At 42.7% G+C, this 20,118-nt stretch carries 20 protein-coding genes; 7 read left to right on the top strand and 13 right to left on the bottom strand.

Annotation, left to right across the window (positions count from 1 at the left end):
• Positions 1-17: 17 nt before the first annotated feature.
• Positions 18-1,430, bottom strand: coding sequence for a CDP-glycerol glycerophosphotransferase family protein (locus ACRRMM_RS10610; protein WP_428828663.1), 1,413 nt, complete (start codon positions 1,428-1,430; stop codon positions 18-20).
• Positions 1,431-1,436: 6 nt separating this feature from the next.
• On the bottom strand, positions 1,437-2,207 hold the full coding sequence (locus ACRRMM_RS10605; RefSeq protein ID WP_050827643.1) for a glycosyltransferase family 2 protein: 771 nt from the start codon (positions 2,205-2,207) through the stop codon (positions 1,437-1,439).
• Between the two features lie 175 nt (positions 2,208-2,382).
• Between ACRRMM_RS10605 and ACRRMM_RS10600 the strand changes: the two genes are divergently transcribed.
• From ACRRMM_RS10600 to ACRRMM_RS10590, 3 genes are all read left to right on the top strand, one after another.
• Entirely contained in the window at positions 2,383-3,057 is a 675-nt protein-coding gene (locus ACRRMM_RS10600; protein WP_008343625.1) for a YIP1 family protein, read from the top strand.
• A gap of 223 nt (positions 3,058-3,280) precedes the next feature.
• Positions 3,281-3,823, top strand: coding sequence for a spore coat protein GerQ (gene gerQ / locus ACRRMM_RS10595; protein ID WP_007497781.1), 543 nt, complete (start codon positions 3,281-3,283; stop codon positions 3,821-3,823).
• Between the two features lie 131 nt (positions 3,824-3,954).
• A complete protein-coding gene (locus tag ACRRMM_RS10590; protein WP_007497783.1) occupies positions 3,955-4,572 on the top strand; it encodes a cupin domain-containing protein in 618 nt (205 codons plus the stop codon).
• Between the two features lie 42 nt (positions 4,573-4,614).
• Here ACRRMM_RS10590 and ACRRMM_RS10585 read toward each other — a convergent pair whose 3' ends face one another.
• From ACRRMM_RS10585 to ACRRMM_RS10575, 3 genes are all read right to left on the bottom strand, one after another.
• Complete coding sequence (locus tag ACRRMM_RS10585) at positions 4,615-4,986, bottom strand: DUF423 domain-containing protein (RefSeq protein WP_003215282.1); 372 nt, start codon at positions 4,984-4,986, stop codon at positions 4,615-4,617.
• A gap of 67 nt (positions 4,987-5,053) precedes the next feature.
• Positions 5,054-6,364 carry a purine/pyrimidine permease gene (locus tag ACRRMM_RS10580; RefSeq protein ID WP_007497786.1) on the bottom strand — a complete coding sequence of 437 codons (1,311 nt, stop codon included), beginning with the start codon at positions 6,362-6,364 and terminating at the stop codon, positions 5,054-5,056.
• A 33-nt stretch (positions 6,365-6,397) separates the two neighbouring features.
• Positions 6,398-6,730 carry a YwdI family protein gene (locus tag ACRRMM_RS10575; RefSeq protein WP_008343634.1) on the bottom strand — a complete coding sequence of 111 codons (333 nt, stop codon included), beginning with the start codon at positions 6,728-6,730 and terminating at the stop codon, positions 6,398-6,400.
• 172 nt (positions 6,731-6,902) lie between these two features.
• Here ACRRMM_RS10575 and ACRRMM_RS10570 point away from each other — a divergent pair, with 172 nt between their 5' ends.
• Positions 6,903-8,261, top strand: a complete 1,359-nt coding sequence (locus ACRRMM_RS10570; RefSeq protein ID WP_061420597.1) for an aldehyde dehydrogenase — start codon at positions 6,903-6,905, stop codon at positions 8,259-8,261.
• Positions 8,262-8,287: 26 nt separating this feature from the next.
• Here the strand turns inward: ACRRMM_RS10570 and ACRRMM_RS10565 are convergent, their stop codons facing one another.
• Positions 8,288-8,974 (bottom strand): uracil-DNA glycosylase, encoded by a 687-nt coding sequence (locus ACRRMM_RS10565; protein ID WP_008343640.1) that lies wholly within the window; start codon positions 8,972-8,974, stop codon positions 8,288-8,290.
• Positions 8,971-9,798, bottom strand: coding sequence for a glycosyltransferase family 2 protein (locus tag ACRRMM_RS10560; protein ID WP_249669978.1), 828 nt, complete (start codon positions 9,796-9,798; stop codon positions 8,971-8,973). The genes ACRRMM_RS10565 and ACRRMM_RS10560 overlap by 4 nt, the downstream gene beginning before the upstream one ends.
• 127 nt (positions 9,799-9,925) lie before the next feature.
• Here ACRRMM_RS10560 and ACRRMM_RS10555 point away from each other — a divergent pair, with 127 nt between their 5' ends.
• Both ACRRMM_RS10555 and ACRRMM_RS10550 read left to right on the top strand, forming a co-directional pair.
• Entirely contained in the window at positions 9,926-10,231 is a 306-nt protein-coding gene (locus ACRRMM_RS10555; protein WP_017368274.1) for a general stress protein, read from the top strand.
• A gap of 126 nt (positions 10,232-10,357) precedes the next feature.
• Positions 10,358-11,167, top strand: coding sequence for a bifunctional hydroxymethylpyrimidine kinase/phosphomethylpyrimidine kinase (locus ACRRMM_RS10550; RefSeq protein WP_017368275.1), 810 nt, complete (start codon positions 10,358-10,360; stop codon positions 11,165-11,167).
• Positions 11,168-11,213: 46 nt separating this feature from the next.
• Here the strand turns inward: ACRRMM_RS10550 and ACRRMM_RS10545 are convergent, their stop codons facing one another.
• From ACRRMM_RS10545 to ACRRMM_RS10520, 6 genes are all read right to left on the bottom strand, one after another.
• Entirely contained in the window at positions 11,214-12,290 is a 1,077-nt protein-coding gene (locus ACRRMM_RS10545; RefSeq protein ID WP_035389870.1) for a chitobiase/beta-hexosaminidase C-terminal domain-containing protein, read from the bottom strand.
• 154 nt (positions 12,291-12,444) lie between these two features.
• Complete coding sequence (locus ACRRMM_RS10540; RefSeq protein WP_008359596.1) at positions 12,445-12,699, bottom strand: hypothetical protein; 255 nt, start codon at positions 12,697-12,699, stop codon at positions 12,445-12,447.
• Between the two features lie 188 nt (positions 12,700-12,887).
• Positions 12,888-14,345 (bottom strand): glycoside hydrolase family 32 protein, encoded by a 1,458-nt coding sequence (locus ACRRMM_RS10535; RefSeq protein WP_277519095.1) that lies wholly within the window; start codon positions 14,343-14,345, stop codon positions 12,888-12,890.
• A gap of 19 nt (positions 14,346-14,364) precedes the next feature.
• Positions 14,365-15,753, bottom strand: coding sequence for a sucrose-specific PTS transporter subunit IIBC (locus ACRRMM_RS10530; protein ID WP_035702471.1), 1,389 nt, complete (start codon positions 15,751-15,753; stop codon positions 14,365-14,367).
• Between the two features lie 262 nt (positions 15,754-16,015).
• Entirely contained in the window at positions 16,016-16,849 is an 834-nt protein-coding gene (locus ACRRMM_RS10525; protein ID WP_026050173.1) for a PRD domain-containing protein, read from the bottom strand.
• A 51-nt stretch (positions 16,850-16,900) separates the two neighbouring features.
• On the bottom strand, positions 16,901-17,179 hold the full coding sequence (locus ACRRMM_RS10520) for a hypothetical protein (RefSeq protein ID WP_048002996.1): 279 nt from the start codon (positions 17,177-17,179) through the stop codon (positions 16,901-16,903).
• A 501-nt stretch (positions 17,180-17,680) separates the two neighbouring features.
• On the opposite strand from ACRRMM_RS10520, the gene ACRRMM_RS10515 reads away from it, so the two are divergent.
• Positions 17,681-20,104: a S8 family peptidase gene (locus tag ACRRMM_RS10515; protein WP_052320532.1), complete on the top strand. Its 2,424-nt coding sequence runs from the start codon at positions 17,681-17,683 to the stop codon at positions 20,102-20,104.
• Positions 20,105-20,118: the final 14 nt, after the last annotated feature.

Raw genomic sequence — 20,118 nt, 5'->3', positions numbered from 1 at the left:
CTTGCACACCCCTATCTTCATCTCTGAAAATCCACGCCTGTTTTTGTTTTGAGCAGAGAAAGCAGAACATCGGTCGATTGTGCATGCGGATAATGTTCTTGAATGAAACGAGCCCCTTGCTGTTTCGCCAGCTTCATTTCTTGTTCATCCGATAAAATACGGATCGCTTTCTCGGCCAGCTCAATAGGGTTTTCCATGTGGCAGCTGCCAAGCGACTCGTAATAAGGGTATCTTCTGCCTTCTGTCATTTTTCCAATCAGTACACTCTTTTTAAAGAGCATTGCTTCCAGACCAACTGTTGATGTGAGCGTAATGACCATATCCATATACGGCAGGAGGTCATACAAGTCGATCTCTTTTTTAATTAATCTCACATGGTTCCCCGCACGCTCAATCGCTGTGTAGTCATTTAATCGATTTCGAGCGATTTCCCACGGATGCGGCTTCATAATCAGCTGAATGTCTTTCCTTTTTGCAATTGTTTTAAGAACATCACCGTAAAAGGCTTCTGAAAACGGCTGTGTTGCCACGAGCACAGTCTTTTTGGCAGGGTTGAAGTTTAATTTACGAAAGACCATTTCCTGTTGAAGCGGTGTTCGCTCCTGCACCAAATCAAATCTCGGGTGACCTGTGATCTCCACCTGCTCAGGCTGACAGCCTTTGTCTACATACCAGTCCTTTTCATATTTTCCAAACACCCCGTGGCAGGTGGTGAAAATCGGCAAAAAGGCTTCGTCTCCCATGAGCGCACCGTGCTGAAGACAAATACTTGTGAGATGGCGCTTCACAGTTTGTAAGGCGAGCACACGGCTATATGCATCCTCCGTCGTCCCAACAACAACAGCTGCAATAGGCTGCATCTCAAATAGCGTTTCTATTTGGTCAATTACATCAATAAATTGCACAAGGTCCTTCCGAAGCTTTTCTCTAAAAAAGACATTGCCAAAGACAGGATGCTGGGCGTAAGGTTTCAATAGAGCATTTGCTTTTTCAATATATTCAACATGGGCTTCTTTATTAACCTCTCCGGCTAATTCCGGCTTGCTGATCACTGGTAATCCGAAATAATCAGCCTTCTTCCAGCGCGCGAGCACCACTGTTTGGTTCGGATGGAACCGCGTGTAATTTTGTTCAGTAAAACGCAAGTGTTCAAAGTGAAGCAGCACCTTTCCATGACTCGGACGATAAGGGGTACGCTTGATCTGCTGTTTATGCTGATCAAAAAAGGGCTGAATGTCTTGCGGCTTTGGACAAGTTGTTGTCAGCTCTTCACCAAACGCCTTATCTTCCATACGTTCTCTTACTTCAGGGCTGATGTATTGATAAAAATTACTGATTAACCCAAGGGGTATGTGGCGATAAGATAAGTCTTTCATCAGATTCACATACTCAAAGTACACTTGCCAATAATGATGAATATAATGCGACACTTAAGGTCACCTCCCATGTCTCTGTTTTAATATATGGCGGAGCTCCCTGCAGGTAGACTGCGGAGGAAGTGCTTGAATAAAATCGTTTTTCTCTTCCTCTGCCAACTGATAATGAATAGACTGTTCTGTGATGTAGTTTGTATCCAATACCTCATCAAAAGGGTAGAACGGATAAAAGTGATTTAATCTAAAAAAGAACCGGGCATCTCCTATTCGATAAAAATGCGGACTCTCGTCCCAGTAGGATCCAAACTCAGCACGAATCTTTGTTAAAATGGATGCACGATGTACAACCGAGCAGTGATCAATGGCACAAGGTGCATTCCACTGCACCGTTTGCGCAGGTCGAATCGTTTCCTTTACTGGCTCTTTTTCGCTATTTAAATAGATAACTTTTGAACTAGAATAGACAATTTCTTCATTCGGACGAGCATCTAAATATTTCGTGAGCTTCTCTAAACGGTCTGGTGCATAGACATTGTCATCTGTGGCATAGGAAATATACTCGCCCTTTGCCTGTTCTAATGCTTGATTAATGAGGACGGCATAGCGTGTTTTCGCCGTTCTTTCCTCCAGCGTTTTCACCCCGCTTTGGATAAAATGGACGCGTGGATCTTTACGGAAAGGCTCAATAGCAGCAAGGGTTTGTTCGTTTGATCCATCATCCATGATAAAAAGTTCAAGGTCTGACAAGGTCTGCTGCAGCACCGCTTCAATTGATCTGCCAACGTAGGCCGCTTTGTTGTAGCTCGTCATAATGACCGTTACTTTCGTCAATGTTTTCACCTCGGTCTCTTTTAAACTATGGTTATCATATGTGTCTCCTCTTAAAGAGACTGTAGAGTGACCTATTTTTTATAAAATTGGATTTTTTTCATGATCTATCTTTGAAAAACGTAAAAATTTTGGTAATATAAGTAATCATTTATGTGTATTAAAGGAGTAAAGAACATTGGAGTATATGAAGAGTGATCTCTCCCAAGAAGAGGAAGCAAAAGGTTTTTTTCGATTCTTTAAAATTTTTGTCGCGACAAAAACGATTATTCGCTCATATGAACATACCTCTATTCCCATGTGGCTGATGATACTCCTTGCAAGTATCGCTGGTACTAGCTGGATGTACGAAGGGTATTTTAGTGAGTATATGGGCAATCATATTCCATATCCTTTTATTCTGTTACACGGAGCAGGTTTTGGTATTTTAGTAGGCAATTTTCTTCTATTTTTCGGTTCATTCATTTTACAGTGGTTAGGACGACTGTTTTTTGGCAGTAAAGCGCCGTATCGAGATGTGCTCAAAGCTTGCACACTGACGGTCATTTTTCCTTCCACCTTATTTGCTCTTACTTGGATTATTACTGTGGGGTTGCTTGGTCCGTATACATTTGTGAAAATCTCACCCTATTTAGACCAGCACTATGAAGTATGGTATTATCTCAGCGTTTTACCACTGGTTGATGCGTATACCAAGGCATGGATATTTGGGATGGCTGTTTTAGGCCTTGTTGCTGTGATGAAGCTGAGAATATGGCAGGCCTTTATCATTGCCATCGCACCGATCGCCTTATTTTTTCTCACGATGACCCTTCTCTATGACGTCCAGCGGGCTATGAATTGGTTGATGTAAACAGGCATTCCTTAAATTGTTGGAAACCTTTGCAATCTAGGCAGTACGAATAAGGGGTTTGTCTGAATACTGAGGAACTGCACAAAGCAGTTCCTTTTTTTCGTTCAATGTACATATTCTCTCTTCCTGTCTCATAGTGTGAAAGAGAAAAAGAATGCTATACAAACAACAGGCGCTTTTCTGCCTTCTGTTTAGAACACCATGAGGAAAGAGGAGGAACGTTATGAAATTGAAAAATCAATTTGGGCAAGGTTCGGGTTTCGAAGGTCAAGATTTTCGCCAGCAACAATATGGAGCAAATCCGTATCCTGCGCAGCAGATGGGTTATTCAGTCCCTCCCCAAACGCAGGGTCAAATGCAAGGTCAAATGCAGCAGGGGTATTCGCCAATGCCGTCTACTGGTACTTCACAAGGAGGCCAAGGTGGGCAAAGTGGCGGGCAGCCCTATCAAATTCCTTCTGGACCGATTTATCAGCAGAATGTCACCGGTCAGCTGCCGCTTGAGCAGTCCTATATTGAAAATATTTTACGATTAAACCGCGGCAAAGTAGCCACGATCTATATGACGTTTGAGGCAAGTAAAGAATGGAACTCTAAGATTTTTAGAGGAGTCATTGAGGCCGCAGGACGTGATCACATTATCATTAGTGATAACAAAACTGGGACACGATACTTATTGTTAACAATCTACCTTGATTACATTACGTTTGATGGGGAAATTCAATATGACTATCCATACTCGATGTCTACGTATTCTCCGAGATAACCTCAAGGTCATATTAGCAGCAAGGTGCAGACGCCCTTGCTTTTTTCTTTTGTCTAGGTTTTTGACACACCTTCGGGGGAAGGCTCATAAGATGCCTAGTAGTTTTTATTAAACGCCTAGAGGTGACATCAATGACTGTTGAGCTGGATTATACATCGCCGAATGTTAAATATTCATTTGATTTGAATCAAAGCCCCCTTGTGAAATATGATCAACACAATCTGATTAATGTTTTAGGAAAAAAACAATTAAATTCGCTCGATCAAGTATCTCTGCTGGATATATATTTGAGTAAAAGCAAAGTAGTAGAGCCTCATTATCATCAAAATGCTGCCGAGCTTGTTTATTGTATCGCCGGCTCTGCTGCTGTATCCATGTTGAACCCTTTTACAAAAAAGCTGTCCACCTACACCATTACCCCTGGGCAGGTAGCCAATGTGCCACAAGGCTGGTGGCATTATGAAGTCGCCTTGCAGGACAAAACCCATTTGTTAGCCATTTTTAACGCATCGACGCCAGAAGTCATCTTAGGTTCAGACCTTCTAACCCTCACGCCTTCACACATCATGGCACATACTTATTGCATGAACGAAACGCAGTGGAAACAGGCGACGCAGCCTGTGAAGCCTGGTGTGTTTATCGGACCTTTCTGCCACCGGGAGGAAGAGGCACAAACGCACCCTGTCCCGCCTTCTCACTATGTACCTTATTATCAAGCACCTCCGAACTATTCTCCTTATTGGAGTTAAGAAAAAAACCGATGCCCCTATGAGAGCATCGGTTTTTCTGGCTTATAAATTTTTTGCTGCTGCAATCACTAGCATGATCCAAGAAGCGATAAACGCCACTCCGCCAATTGGCGTAATAGCACCTAAAATCTTCACCTGAGTCAAGGCAAGCACATAAAGGCTTCCTGAGAAGAAAAGAATGCCTGCCAGCATCACCCAGCCAGCGGTCGGCACTAGAGAAACACCTGACAGCTTATCTGCCAGAAAGGCGACAATAAATAGGCCAATGGCATGGAACATCTGATATTGAACCCCTTTATTCCATATCTCAATATACTTTTCAGGAATTTTCCCTTCCAGTCCATGTGCACCGAAGGCTCCAAGACCAACCGCAAGCATGGCGTTAATGGCACCTAATATGAAAAATAGTTTCATTCGTCATTCTCCTTATCTCATCAATTATGTTTATCATAGCTCGGGTCATATCCAACATTCAACTTTCCTATGATGCTGACACGAGATTGTCGGATTTCTTCTTCTTTCGCAGTAGCACTTGATCGACCACAATCGCAATCAGCGTGCCAAGCACAAGACCATTGCTCAATAAAGAAATCAGCACAGGATGCATGCCTTTCAATGCACCTTGTGGCACAAACATTGCGCCCACGCCTGCTAAAACAGCGATGCCAAGCACAAATCGAATGCGCGGGATGTCTTCTTTTTCATACTGATCGAATTCAGACATAGCAATCCCAATCATAGAAGAGAACACCACAAAGTTCACAGCCAGCCCCACAGGTGAAGGCAATGCAGAGAAAAAGCTCATCAATAATGGAAATAAACTAATGAGGACAATGAGCAGACTGCCAAGGAAAAATGGCTTTCTCGATGGAATTTTGGTTGTTTGTATAAAACCCGCTGCCCCTGAAATAGGGACAGGCGCAATCGCACCAATCAGTCCGCTCAGCAAATGACCAAATGCGGCGACAAAACCAGCCGGTCTGGCTCGTTTCCGCTCACGCAGTTCACCAAATGCCTTGACGGAACTTTCCACAATTCGAATACTTGCCAGCATATTCACTATGAGTAAGATCGTAATAAAAAAGGACGTAACAAGCAGTCCACTGTCAAAGACCGGCATGCCAAACGGAAACAGCTTTGGAAACTCAATGATCTGCTCAGGAATGCGAACAGGCTTCGCTAGTCCGAGTAAAGCAAATAACAGCCAGCCGCCTGCAAGTGCGAATAACACAGAAAACTGTCTTAAATAATGCCATTTTGAGCGGCTGATCATGAAGGTGATGACAATAATCAAGATCGATAGACAAAACACAAGCCCATCTACCTGATTTCCCCGATAGCCGATCCCCATCAGCCCTTTCATGATTGGCTGACTTAACTGCACAACAAGCAGCAGCAAATAAATACCTGTGACAACCGGCGTAAATAAAGACGCAAGCCAATTAATGATTTTAAAAAGACTAAAAATAAAAAAGAACGCAGCACTAAAAATTAACGCCCCTTGTAACGCTTGCAAGGTTTCAGGATATGTAGCAAAAATCGTCCCTGTCATGCCTGCATAAAGGGTATATACCCCCCACCACAGCCCTGCTGGACTTTCATTGATCGGCAGCATATGACCGCATAAACACTGCACCATCGCCACAAGTCCAAGTGAAAAGAATGTACTCTGAATCAGTTCCGCCGACTGCACTTGATTTAATTCAAATGCTTGTGCAATCGCAATCGGCACAGCAATAGAAGCTGCGATAAAAAATGCCATCCACTGAATGGCGCCCAAAAATAGTTTCAACCCGATCACCTTCCCTTTGTCGTGACAAGACCATTAAAAATCAAAAATAGAGTCACCGTTGCCATCTTTCTCTTGTTGACCCTCTTCTTTATGCTGAAATTTCTTTGCACCGCTAGTGCCCATCAATTTCTCTAGCATGGCTTGATCCGTAGACACAGCCGGTGCAGATGGTGTCTGTATAGATGGAGGTGGTGAAATGACCGAAGACTGCGGCATTTGCACCTGTGATGACGTGTCGAGAATGACATCACATAGTGAAGAGATGACCGCCGCTTGACGTTTCACCTCTTCATCATTTCCACTTTGTTTTGCTTTTTGAATGGCTTCCTCCATTTTTTGAAGCAGACTTGATATATGAATATTCAAGGGTAGACCCTCCAATCTAAAAAATTCGTTTTCCAACATTATTTTACCAAATGAACAAACCGAATGGGCTCATTTTTTCAAAGCTGTGTGCTTCTGTTCCTCTTATTTGACCCTTACCCAAGATTCACACATAATAAAAAAGAAACAATATCGTCTTTGAAAGGACTGAAAGATGAGCAAACTCACTGAACTCATTCACAAACAAAAAAACGTGCAAACACCAGCGGTTCAAGATCGAATCCGTCTTCTTAACGATTTAAAAAAAGCCATTAAACATCATGAAAAGGACATATTACAAGCCTTAGCCCATGATTTACATAAATCCGAACAGGAAGCCTATACAACAGAAATTGGCATGGTATATGAAGAGATCAATCATACCGTCAAACATCTTCACAAATGGGCCAAACCATCTCGCGCGAAAACACCTCTGACCCATATCGGATCAAAAAGTATGATCATTAAGGAACCGTACGGAAGTGTTCTAATTATTGCCCCTTGGAACTATCCTTTCCAATTGGCCCTTTCGCCATTAGTTGGAGCCATTTCTGCGGGAAATGCCGTTACTTTAAAACCGTCAGAATTAACGCCGCACGTCTCAAACGTGATTGGCACGATTGTGGAAAGCGTGTTTCAAGAAGATCTTGCAGCGGTCGTTGAAGGCGGTGTGGATGTCAGCACAGAGCTTCTGAAACTGCCTTTTGATTATATTTTCTTTACTGGGAGTGTAGCCGTCGGCAAAGTCGTCATGGAAGCGGCCGCAAAACATCTCACACCTGTCACACTTGAGCTCGGCGGAAAAAGTCCATGCATTGTCATGCCTGATGCAGACATCAAACTCGCTGCAAAACGAATCACCTTTGGTAAATTCACGAATGCTGGTCAAACATGCATTGCACCAGACTATTTACTTGTTCATGAATCGATCAAAGAGGACCTATTACGTGAAATGACGACCTGTATCCGTGACTTTTACGGGGACCAGCCTGAAACAAATCCGCATTTCGGAAAAAATGTCAGCCAGCGTCATTTTGATCGACTTTCACAATTTCTCTCTAATGGCACGATTGTGACAGGTGGACAGCGCAATGAACAAGAGCTCAAAATCGCACCGACCATTCTAGATCACATTACATGGGAAGACCCTGTGATGCAGGAGGAAATTTTCGGACCTATTTTGCCTGTCATCTCATTTGACTCTCTTCAAGAGGCAGCTGACATGATTAAGGCAAGACCGAAGCCGCTCGCTCTTTACTTATTTACAACAAATAAAGAAACAGAAAACTATATTCTAGACAACCTCTCATTTGGCGGAGGCTGCATCAATGATACGCTGATGCATGTCGCCACTCCATACTTACCATTTGGCGGCGTTGGTGAAAGTGGTATCGGACGATATCATGGAAAAGAAAGCTTTTTCACCTTTACGCATGAAAAAAGCGTCCTGCGCCAGACCAATCGCTTTGATTTTTCTTTCCGCTATCCAAATGCGAAAAACGGACTCGACATTGTCCGTAAATTTTTAAAATAAACAGGACGAAGGGATTTTCCCTCGTCCTATTTTGATTCGATGTCCTTGATACACCAGTTGATTTCATCGATCCCCATTTGCTTTAAATAGGCGTTTACTTTTGAGAACGGACGACTGCCAAAAAAGCCGTTTCTTGCGGAAAAAGGACTTGGATGAGGTGACTCAATGATGTAATGCTTGCTTTGATCAATGCGTTCTTTTTTATTTTGCGCATGTCTGCCCCAAAGCACAAAAACGACTGGCTGATCTCGGTCATTCAGGACGTCGATGACGCGGTCTGTCACACGTTCCCAGCCTTTGCCTTTATGCGAGTTCGCTTCCCCTTTTCTTACAGTGAGCACGGTGTTTAACAGCAAGACACCCTGCTCTGCCCAGCTGACGAGCGAGCCATGGTTAGGGACCGGACAGCCGAGGTCATCCTTTAGCTCCTGAAAAATATTTCTCAAAGATGGAGGATGTTTGACACCAGGCTGAACAGAAAAGCTTAATCCGTGTGCCTGTCCTGGGCCATGATAAGGGTCTTGTCCCAAAATCACGACCTTCACATCTTCATACGACGTCAAATGGAGGGCACGATAAATGTCATCTGGCTTTGGAAACACGATCTGCGTATGATATTCTTCCTTTACCCACTCACGTAATTCCTGATAATACGGCTGTTCAAATTCACTTTTCATCACAGCCCACCAGCTATCATTTAAAAATGGCTTCATTGCGGTTGTCCTCCTTCTGTCTGCTGTGCCAATCTTGAGATCATCGGTTTTCCATCCCATACAATCTCACTCTCTGATTCTCGATTTTTCATCGCTGGTTCTTCTAATAGGACAGCAAAATTCGCTGTCGGCAAATCACCGAGCCCATGCTTTTCACTCAGGTCATCTAAGTAGTTCTTCCTTGTTTCACCAAGATCACTCGACTGATTGCCCCCACCATCAAAGAACGCATAAATCACACTGGCAGCTGGCACTCGTTTGGCTCGTGCATGCTGCGTAACACGCAGGAAAAAGTCCCAGTCCCAGTAGTGATGCATCGCTGGATCAAAATAGCCGATCTCATCATGTATGCGGCGTTTGTACATACTGCCAGAAGGAACATATGTAGAAAAAACACGCATGTCCTCAATGTCCGCTGTATAAGCAAACAAACGTCTTGATACTGGAAAACGAGTCGCACCTCGTTCTTCAAACGAAACAATTTCCGCATCCGAAAAGACAAAATCAGCGTCTTCCAACGCCTTGATCATACGTTCAATATGACAAGGTGTAAAATAATCATCGTCATCACTCAGCATAATGACGTCACCTGTCAGCTCCCGCACGCCAACATTTCTTGCGTTCACATGCTGGACATTCTCATCTAAATGAATCAAGCGGATTGGCAGCTCTGGATAGAGTTCCTGAATCACGTCCACTCGCTCTCCTGCATCATTTACGACCACAATTTCAAAAGGCTGTACACTTTGTCTCGAGATGGATTCAAGCAGTTCACACAATGCGCTCAGCCGGTTATGTGTCACAATTAATAAAGATATCTTCATATCGGCCTAACTCCTTTAATAGATTCGTCTTTTTCATTAAAACATAAATCGGCTTTCTTCTCATGATATAAAAGGCGGTTTGATTGATCGAGAAAATGGGAATTTTTGATGAAAAGGAGTGATGATGATGGAATTTTTCACAGTTGAGAATAGTAAAGAAGCCAAACAGACGATCGAACAGATACAATCAGCAAAGGACGATGTGTTTGTGTTTGCGTATGACCCCGAACGCTCTGATACCGTTACTGAGTACACGGAAGCAAAGAGCATGACAGCTGTCGATCAAGGGATTTTAGATCAGATCGCCAATGTCATTCGCACCAGGGATGATGAACTGATGGCCAAAATCATGTCGACCGGTGCCGATCAAGAATTAGCCTTAACGCTTTTAGAGGAGCTGAAAAAAGGGAAATTGGTGATTTGTAAAAGATAAAGAATGAGGCGTTCCATGAAGAGTGGAACGCTTTTTTATGCCGTTTCATTGTGATAAATGGAAAAGCTGATTATAATAAGGGATAGAACAGTAACTGTTACACATCACATTGGAGGTTCAGCAACTATGTCTATGAATAAAGCACTCACCATTGCAGGTTCGGATTCAAGCGGCGGTGCAGGTATCCAAGCAGATTTAAAAACGTTTCAAGAAAAAAACGTCTACGGGATGACAGCTTTAACCGTTGTCGTTGCAATGGATCCTCATAACAACTGGGATCATCAAGTGTTTCCAATCGATACATCAACCATCCGCGCACAGCTCTCAACGATCGTGGAAGGCATCGGTGTAGATGCGTTAAAAACAGGTATGCTGCCAACAGTTGACGTCATTGAACTCGCAGCTGAAACGATCAAAACATATGAGCTGAAAAATGTCGTCATTGATCCTGTTATGGTATGTAAAGGTGCGAACGAAGTCCTTTATCCAGAGCACGCTGAAGCATTGCGCGAAAAGCTCACACCACTGGCAACAGTTATCACACCTAACCTTTTCGAAGCAGGTCAATTAAGCGGCATTGGCGAGATCAAAACGATGGAACAAATGGAAGAAGCCGCAAAACGCATCCATAAACTTGGTGCAAAATATGTGGTCATCACTGGCGGCGGTAAGCTAAGCCCAGATAAAGCAATTGACTTGCTTTATGATGGACAAACCTTCGAACGCCTTGAAACAGACAAGATCGACACAGAGTACACACACGGCGCAGGCTGCACATTCTCAGCCGCAGTCACAGCTGAACTAGCCAACGGCTCAGACGTGAAAGAAGCCATTTATGCAGCAAAAGAATTCATCACAGCTGCCATTAAAGGCTCTTTCCAACTAAACGAATACATCGGACCAACGAAACATTCCGCACATCGTTTGGACAAATAAAACAAAAAAAACCGATCCGCCGCTTGGATGAATCGGTTTTTTTTGTTTATCGTAAGCTGAGTCTCTGTGCAAATAACCAATCTGTTAAGCCTGGCGTCTCATAAGCAGGTGTCCATGATGCATGATCATACCCATACTTGCTTGCATACTCGGTATAAATCGGTCTTCCACCAGCTTTTTGAATCGCTTGAATTGTATTTCTCGCATAACTGATAGGAATAATGGAATCATCCTCTGCATGAAATGCCCATATTGGCTTGTTCGCTAAAATTCCTGCCTTACTTGGATCTGCACCCCCCGCAATAGGAATCATCGCTGCAAACAAACGAGGATATGTGATGTTCAACTGATACGAGCCAAATCCGCCTTGAGATAAACCAGTCGCATAAATCCTTTTCTGATCAATCTTATAAGAAGTTAAAACATGCTGAAGCACTTCATGCGCTTTGTGTAAATCTGGTGAAAATTGAAACACATTTGTCAGGTCGATCTCATTTTGCGCGTTTCTTGTTAATGCAAAACCCCCATCCACAGCATTTCGAGCCTGAGGTGCTAGTACGTATGCAGGATGTTTCTTTTGAACTTCAGGAGAAGCCCATAAAACTGCACCATCATTTGCAAGTAACTGCTTTTGATTATCAGTCCCCCGCTCCCCTCCTCCATGTAAGAACAAGACGAGAGGATAAGCTTTACCCCTCTTATGATTTTTCGGAATGTATAATCGATAAGGCATTCCTTGATATTCAAAAGATAAAAAAGATGAGGCAATGTCTTCTCGTGTGACAAAACGATAATTGTACGTAGACGTAGCAAGGCGATGCCTATTTTTGTAAACGCTTACTTTTAAAGTCGTATCGGTATCAATTTGAATAGGCTTTGTATATCGCTGACTTTGAGTTGTCGGCTGGCTGCCATCTGTTGTGTAATAAAGAGAAGCTTTTGGCACCTGAGATTGGAGTGCCACCTCTTGTGAGCGATAATATTGACCAGATGGTACGGAGGCAGTAGGTGTAAAAAATGATGTGTGTTGCGTTCGGGCAGATGAAACGGAAGGATGAAGAAAACTCATAGAAAATAGCACAATGATAAAGGTGATCAGACATTTCTTGGTTGCATGGTTCATATCGTTCCTCCTGTATATGCTCAGATGAATTTTTATTTATTTTGTATCATGACAAAAGGAATGTCAACGCTTTCATTTAAATTTCTGAATAATCTGACTAAAATAAAAAAAGCATACCCGCACCCAGGTACACTCTTTCACCATAATTTTTCACCTACTTTTGCTGATCAGATTCTTTCGCCATTTTTCGAATAAAGGCTTCAATGGATTCAACAAATAAGGCATATTCTTTCATTTGTTTATACGTATCTGACAGCTTCTCTTTTAATTCTTCCTGCTCTAGAGAAGGTTCACCGAGAATAGATTGGACTTGAATTAGCAATTCTTTATATTCTTCACGTTTATCTTCAACATGATCTGCCATTGTCTCCAAGCGTTTTCTAGTCGTCGGCTGCTGTTTTGAATTCAAGTAAACAACCCCTTTTTGTCCTACCGCATTTGGATAAACGTCAGCCTCAGCTGTATATATTTTAAAATGATACCATAATTGAACCTGTTATCATATATGTAAAACGTCATCAAACCGCTTCAGGCCAACCTTGTATATACATGATATAGGCTTTAAGATACAGGCTGATCTCACTAGAAAAAAGCAGATCATTGATCTGCTTCTTTTTGCAAATGCCACGTCTTCAATTTAAGCTTCGTTTCATTTCTACCACTGATGGAGATTGATTTATTTCCCGGGGAAGGAAAGTAACGTGCAGTAAATACTTCCCGGCCTCCGTTGACAAAAATCTCAATCGATGATGCATCAATAAAGATATGCAGATCCTGTAATTCATCAATTTCTACTTCACGAACTTCCTTTGTTCGATCTTCAAATCGATCTCGCTCTAATGTTAGTTTGCCTTCATCTTTATCATAAATGATACGAGCAGCAGCACGGATACAGCATTCAAATCCTTTTTGTGTTTCAATTTGATCAATGAATACCTCTGCGCTCGTCAAATCTTCAACAGGAATGGAGTGAACAGATCGTTTAACGTGAAAAACATGCTCCTGCTCATTTGTCCGCATAGATCGAAGTTCACTTACCGGCTGTTGAATAAGACGCCCTTCATCATCTAAACGAAGCTCTCTCGGAATCGTCAAACAATGGATCCATTGATAAGAGACAGTTGGGTGATGCTCTTCCCCTTGATCTGGTACACCCATCCATCCCATTAAAATGCGTCTGCCCGATTCATCTTGGAAAGTCTGCTGTGCATAAAAGTCAAAGCCACGATCCAGCTCCTCAAACGCTCCATGCGTATATTGGTAGGTACGATCATCCAATGTACCAACAAAATAACCAGATTGATGTGTATTGTTGTATTTGAATCCATCAGGCTTCAGCCCCTGTGGTGACACGATCAATACATCCTGACCGTCTAATTCAAACAGATCTGGACATTCCCACATGTATCCGAAATGATCTAATCCATTCTTTCCACTGCCTGCAATAATGCCTTGAAACGTCCAATTGTCTAATGTATCAGATGTAAATAAAACAAGATGTCCTTTGAGATCTTCACTTTGTGCTCCAAGGACCATGTACCACTTTCCATTCCGCTTCCACACCTTCGGGTCACGAAAATGTGCAGTGAATCCCGCTGGCAAAGTCGCCACGACACCTTTTTTCTCAAAATGAACCCCATCCTCTGACACAGCTAAACATTGATATGTCTCACGGTTCCCTTGCTCGTCACGGACATTTCCGGTATACATCACGTACATACGACCATCGTCAATGACTGCACTGCCAGAATAACAGCCATTTTGATCAAACCAATCACTTGGCGTGAGGGCAGCCTCTTCATGCTGCCAATTCACTAGATCGGTTGATGTGTAGTGACCCCAGAATTTTGCCCCATGACCTGTTTTAAATGGCTGCCACTGATAAAACACATGGTAGACTCCCTTCCACTGAATCAATCCATTCGGGTCATTTAAAAGACCGACTGGCGGCATTAAATGGAAGTTCTGACGGTACACATCTTTTTTCACCAAATGCTCATAGTTTCGAATACGATCTGTTACCTTTTGACGAAGTGCTGCGTCCGTTGTTGTCATCACTGTGACCACTCCTTGATTATTTTTCGACTTCTTTGATTTTAAAGATGATGGTAAGAATAAATGAAACAGCAACAGCTATTAACATACCAATAACATAATTTACCACATTTTGTAAACCAAATGGAGCTGCAATGGCAATCATCGGAATCCCTGTTAAACCATAAGCGTTGGCGGCTACCTTCGTGAAGACGACAAACGCCCCGCCTAATGCACCTCCGATCATTGCAGCAATAAATGGCTTACGATAACGAAGATTCACACCGAATATGACCGGCTCTGTAATACCTAAGAAAGCAGAAAATGCTGCTGGTAAAGCAATTTCTTTCGTTTTTGCACGCTTTGCTAAGAAAAAGACCGCTAGCCCAGCTCCGCCTTGAGCGACGTTGGACATGGCCCAGATCGGCAGCAAATAATTCCGTCCAATATCATTCAGAAGTCCTGCCTCAATCGCATGGAAGCTATGATGAACACCTGTCAGTACAATTAAAGAATAAGCGCCTCCGAAAATCAGTCCAGCTAAGAATCCTGCATGGTCATAAACATAAGTGAGTGCATTCGAGATCCCTGTACCGAGCATTCTCCCTAGCGGTCCTACAGCAATAAACGTCACAAATCCAGTCACAATCACCGTCACAAACGGCGTCACAAGTAAATCAATACTGTTCGGCACAACTTTTCTTAAGTTCTTTTCAATCACGCACATGATATACACAGTTAATAACACGGGAATGACCGTTCCTTGGTAACCAAGAAGCGCAATATCAAAGTTGAATAGATGCATATATTCTGGTTTTGCGTCTGTCAGTCCCCATGGATTCAGCAAGCTCGGGTGAATCATAATGCCCCCAATGACAGCTCCTAAATATGGATTTCCACCAAACTCTTTGGCTGCACTAACCCCAATTAAAATCGGTAAAATGATAAAGGCAGCACTTGAGAACATATCTAGCATTTGGAAGATGGCAGAGCTTGGATCAGCCCATTTGAAGGCTTTCATCATACCTAATAGACCCATTAATAAACCGCTTGCTACAATCGCTGGAATGATTGGTACAAAAATATTCGATAGCGTCTTGGCAAAACGTGCAAGTGGATTCATTTTTTGCTTCACGGCTTCATCATGGCTGGCAGGTTTTTGATTCTCGTCGTCTGCCTCAAGACCCGCCTCACGAGCAAAAGGCTCATATACTTTGTTGACAGAACCTGTTCCAAATATGATCTGGAATTGACCCGAGCTTGAGAAGGCACCCTTCACACCCTCAAGTTCTTCAATGGCATCTTTGTCAATCAACGCCTCATCTTTCATCACCAATCGGAGTCGTGTGGCACAATGTGTTGCGCTAATGACATTTTCTTTGCCGCCTAATAATGTTGTTAATTCTTTGGCTGTTTTTTGATAATCCATGTTGTCTCCCCCTTTTTTTTAAACAAAAAAGACCTAAAATTCACCAACGATGAAAGGACATACACGTCCCCTCGTTACGCAAATTTTAGGTCTTGCCTGCCTGACAGTCACAATCCCACGATATTGGTTTTTGATTACGCTTTCATCATAGTATAAGAGCGTGACCTGCGTCAACCTATTTTTTCGAATCAAATGACCCATATACACTAATTAGAGTAGTGTGCATAAAAAAAAGCCTGCGGACAGGCACAACCTACAACCTTTACACCAATTCGGCATCCTGCAGACGCTGGACATGCAGCGTGATGTAGCCGATCTCCGATTCAGGGAGATGAAGTCCATATTCTTTTTTCAGCAAATCAGCCAGTCCAAGTGCACACCGGTAAGCCGAATCATACTTTGTTTGGATAAAAGTCAGCATGTCATCGTCCATGATTTGAAATGCTTCATTCGATTCCAACCTGCCTAATGCATACCTCAAATGTGTCACAAGACGCTGATATGAAATACTATCCTCATCAATCGAGCGCTCAAAAACGCTTTCGATATGCTCGATCATTTCTTTGATCATCGTTGTGTATTTGACCGTCTTCTTCATGGACTCCGTATTCATTTTGGCCGTATGAATATGAAGTGCCACATACCCTGCCTCATCGTCCGGCAGGTCAACCCCAAGCCGCTCCTTTACATAACGAATGGCATACTTTCCAATATCATATTCCTGCTTATATAAGACTTTGATCTCACCAAGCAATTTATTATATAAGACAATGCCTTTTTGAACGCGTTCAATGGCAAAGGATAAATGATCTGTCAGTGAAATGTGGATATGATCACTGAGCGGCATCATGAGTTCACCCTCTGCATAACTAATAATATGCTCTGCCACCTCAATATGCGCTTCTGGCAATGTCGCAAGAATTTGTTTGAATTTCTCATTTTCTTCACGCACAACAAAAATCTTCTCTATTTTTTGAACGGGAACGACGTCATTTTTCCCCTTCTGAAAAGCAATTCCGGGCCCCATCACAATTTTCTCCTGATCACCCTCCTTTACAACCACTGCATTGTTATTCAATATTTTATATATCTTCAAGGGGCATCCTCTCCCACAGATAACGTGTCTTATGTGGGATTTTACCCTGTTTCAACTTTTCTGTAAAGATAAGAACGGACCGGCACGAGCCTCTCTCGTTGTCTTTTCATCAAGCATCATCAGACTTTCTTGAAACGGCTTTTCTATCCTGCGCTTCTTCTTCTTTTCAACTGCCAGTTTCTCTAGCTTTCTCTCATTCACCGCAAGAAAGAATCCTCCATCCACTGCTGTCACTTTCACCCCTTGCTTCTTCAGCAGCTCACCAGGATTCACAAGCACATTCATCACAAAACCAAACCATACACTCAACCAGTTCTTCCATTTCTTCACTGAACATCCCTCCGCTTTCCTTAGAATCTAGCAGTTCTAGCAAATTAACTGTTCCTATCATATCCCGAGAAAAAAGAGAGGTTTGTCACAATCTGGGTGAAAAAACGAACTAGTTTTCAGAAGTTTTGTTGAAAAGTGCAGAAGATGATCATGTTCCACAATGTTTCTATGAAAATTTTATACACACACTATCCCAAAGATAAGCACATCTTATCAACAGGGTTTATCCACATATCAACACCCTCTTACTAGATTTTGTGTATGAGATTTTTTTATTTTCCATATATATATCTGAATAATCGAGTTATCAACAGATTATTGTGCATAAGTGTGACTTTATAAACAAAATAGTTCTTTATGACTATGTAAAATAAGACCATTTCAGTAAAGGAATTGGTTTCATCGTATGGAATACTTAATAACGGGCAGTGAATCTTTCCTATTTATCCACAAAAAGAAAGGCTATCTCCCTAAATACACAGCTAGAAAGGGGAAAATTAATTGAAAAAAGTAATCTCTCGTTCTTCTGTTCTATTGTTCTCCACTATTTTTACCTTATCCACATTCTTTTCAGGTCAGGCTGCTGCCGCTCCATCGAACAAACAGGTGGAACTGGAAAAAGCAGAAATCTTCGGCGAAATCAATGTTAAGTCTAGAAAACACACCACTGTCATTGTTGAATTAAAGGAAAAATCCTTAGTTGAAGCCAAGCAAGAAGGCGAAGCACAAACAAAGGCCTCCCTCAAAAAATCTCGAACGAAAGTAAAGAATGCAGCACTCAAAAAGTTAGATAAAGCGAGTGTTCGTCAAGAATATGAAAAAGTCTTCTCTGGTTTCTCTATGAAACTTCCTGCAAACGAAATCCCGAAACTGCTCGCAGTTGACGGAGTAAAAGCCGTTTATCCGGATGTTACATATCAAACAGATGAAGTGAAAAAGGAAAGCGTCCAGCTTCCTAATGAGGATGTCTCTCCACTCATGGATAAAAGTGCTCCATTTATCGGTGCCCCAAAAGCATGGGATGCCGGCTACTCTGGAAAAGGGGTAAAAGTCGCTGTCATTGATACTGGAGTAGACTATACCCACCCTGATTTAAAAGGAAACTTCGGATTATACAAAGGCTATGACTTTGTTGATAATGACTATTCTCCACAAGAAACACCAAAAGGAGATCCTAGAGGCGAATCGACAGATCATGGTACACACGTCGCAGGAACAATTGCGGCAAATGGACAAATTAAAGGTGTCGCTAAAGACGCTACCCTTCTCGCCTACCGTGTCCTTGGACCAGGCGGATCAGGAACAACTGAAAATGTCCTTGCAGGCATCGACCGGGCTGTCACTGACGGAGCCGATGTCATGAACCTTTCTCTTGGGAACAGTGTGAATAACCCTGATTATGCAACAAGCATCGCACTGGATTGGGCCATGTCTGAAGGGGTTGTTGCTGTGACATCAAACGGAAACAGTGGGCCAAACAGCTGGACCGTTGGATCTCCTGGGACATCAAGAGATGCTATTTCTGTCGGAGCCACTCAGCTTCCGTACAGTTTATACAACGTGAAATTCCCGAACTATTCAACAGCAAAAGTGATGGGCTACTATCAAGAAAATGATTTAAAAGCACTTGACCAAAAACAAGTCACACTCGTCCAAGCAGGCATCGGTGACGAAAAAGATTTTGAAAACATCGATGTCAAAGGAAAGGTGGCAGTGATTGAACGTGGAGCCATTGCCTTTGTTGATAAAGTGGACAATGCGAAAGCTGCTGGTGCGATCGGCGTTGTCATGTACAACAATACCGATGGAGAAATCCCTGTGGATGTACCAGGTCTAGCCCTTCCGACGATTAAGCTGTCAAAAGCGGAAGGAACAGCACTTGTTAAAGCCATTGAGGCTGGTAACAATACAACAACTTTCTCGATTCAATTTGTGAAAGAGTTAAGTGAACAAGTCGCTGACTTCTCATCTCGCGGACCTGTTGTCGATACGTGGATGATCAAACCAGATCTTTCAGCACCTGGCGTGAGTATTGTCAGCACCATTCCGACACACGATCCTTCTCAGCCATACGGCTATGGATCGAAGCAAGGAACAAGCATGGCATCTCCTCATGTAGCCGGAGTAGCAGCGATTATTAAACAAGCAAAACCATCGTATTCTACAGAGCAAATTAAAGCGCTGATGATGAATACAGCAGAAACATTGTATGACCCAAATGGCAGCCAGTTCCCTCACAATACGCAGGGCACAGGCAGCGTTCGAATCATCGAATCACTTCAAGCGTCTTCTATTGTGTCTGATGCAAGCTATTCGTACGGCACTTTCTTAAAAGAAAAGGGCGTTCAAATCAAAACGAAGAAGTTCAAGGTAGAAAACCTGTCAAAAGCACCGAAAACCTATACCATTGATTACAAGTTCGATGGCAATGGCATTAGCACAAACGGCACGAAAAAAATCACAGTAAAAGGGAATTCCACAGGGTCCTTTACTTCCGCAGTACAAGTGAATTATGGAAAAACGAAAAAAGGAACGTACCAAGGCAGTATCACCATTCGCGAAAATGGCAGAAAGGTCACTGAAATCCCTACTTTATTGATTGTAAAAGAGCCTGATTACCCGCGCGTCACTTCGGTTTCCGTAGAGCCTGATAACCGTGCTGGAAGCTATGTCATTAGTAGCTATCTCCCAGGCGGTGCTGAAAATCTTGCATTCCTCGTCTACTCGACAGATGGAGAGTATTTAGGTGAAGCAGGAGTTTATCAACATGTTGATAAAGGAGAGCATCGTGTGAAATGGAATGGCACGATCAATAAAGGACAGAAGTTAGAAGCAGGTGAGTATACAATGCTTGCGTATGCAAGCCTGAAAGGCAAATCAGATACGGTTCAAACAAAAGAACCATTCGATATTTATCCTGAATAAACAAGAATCACATA

It is taken from the genome of Bacillus sp. XT-4 (genome assembly GCF_050864245.1).
GTDB classification, from domain to species: domain Bacteria; phylum Bacillota; class Bacilli; order Bacillales; family Bacillaceae; genus Bacillus; species Bacillus altitudinis.
The sequence above is the reverse complement of the archived record's forward strand: the minus strand, read 5'-3'. Positions and strand labels throughout refer to the sequence as shown.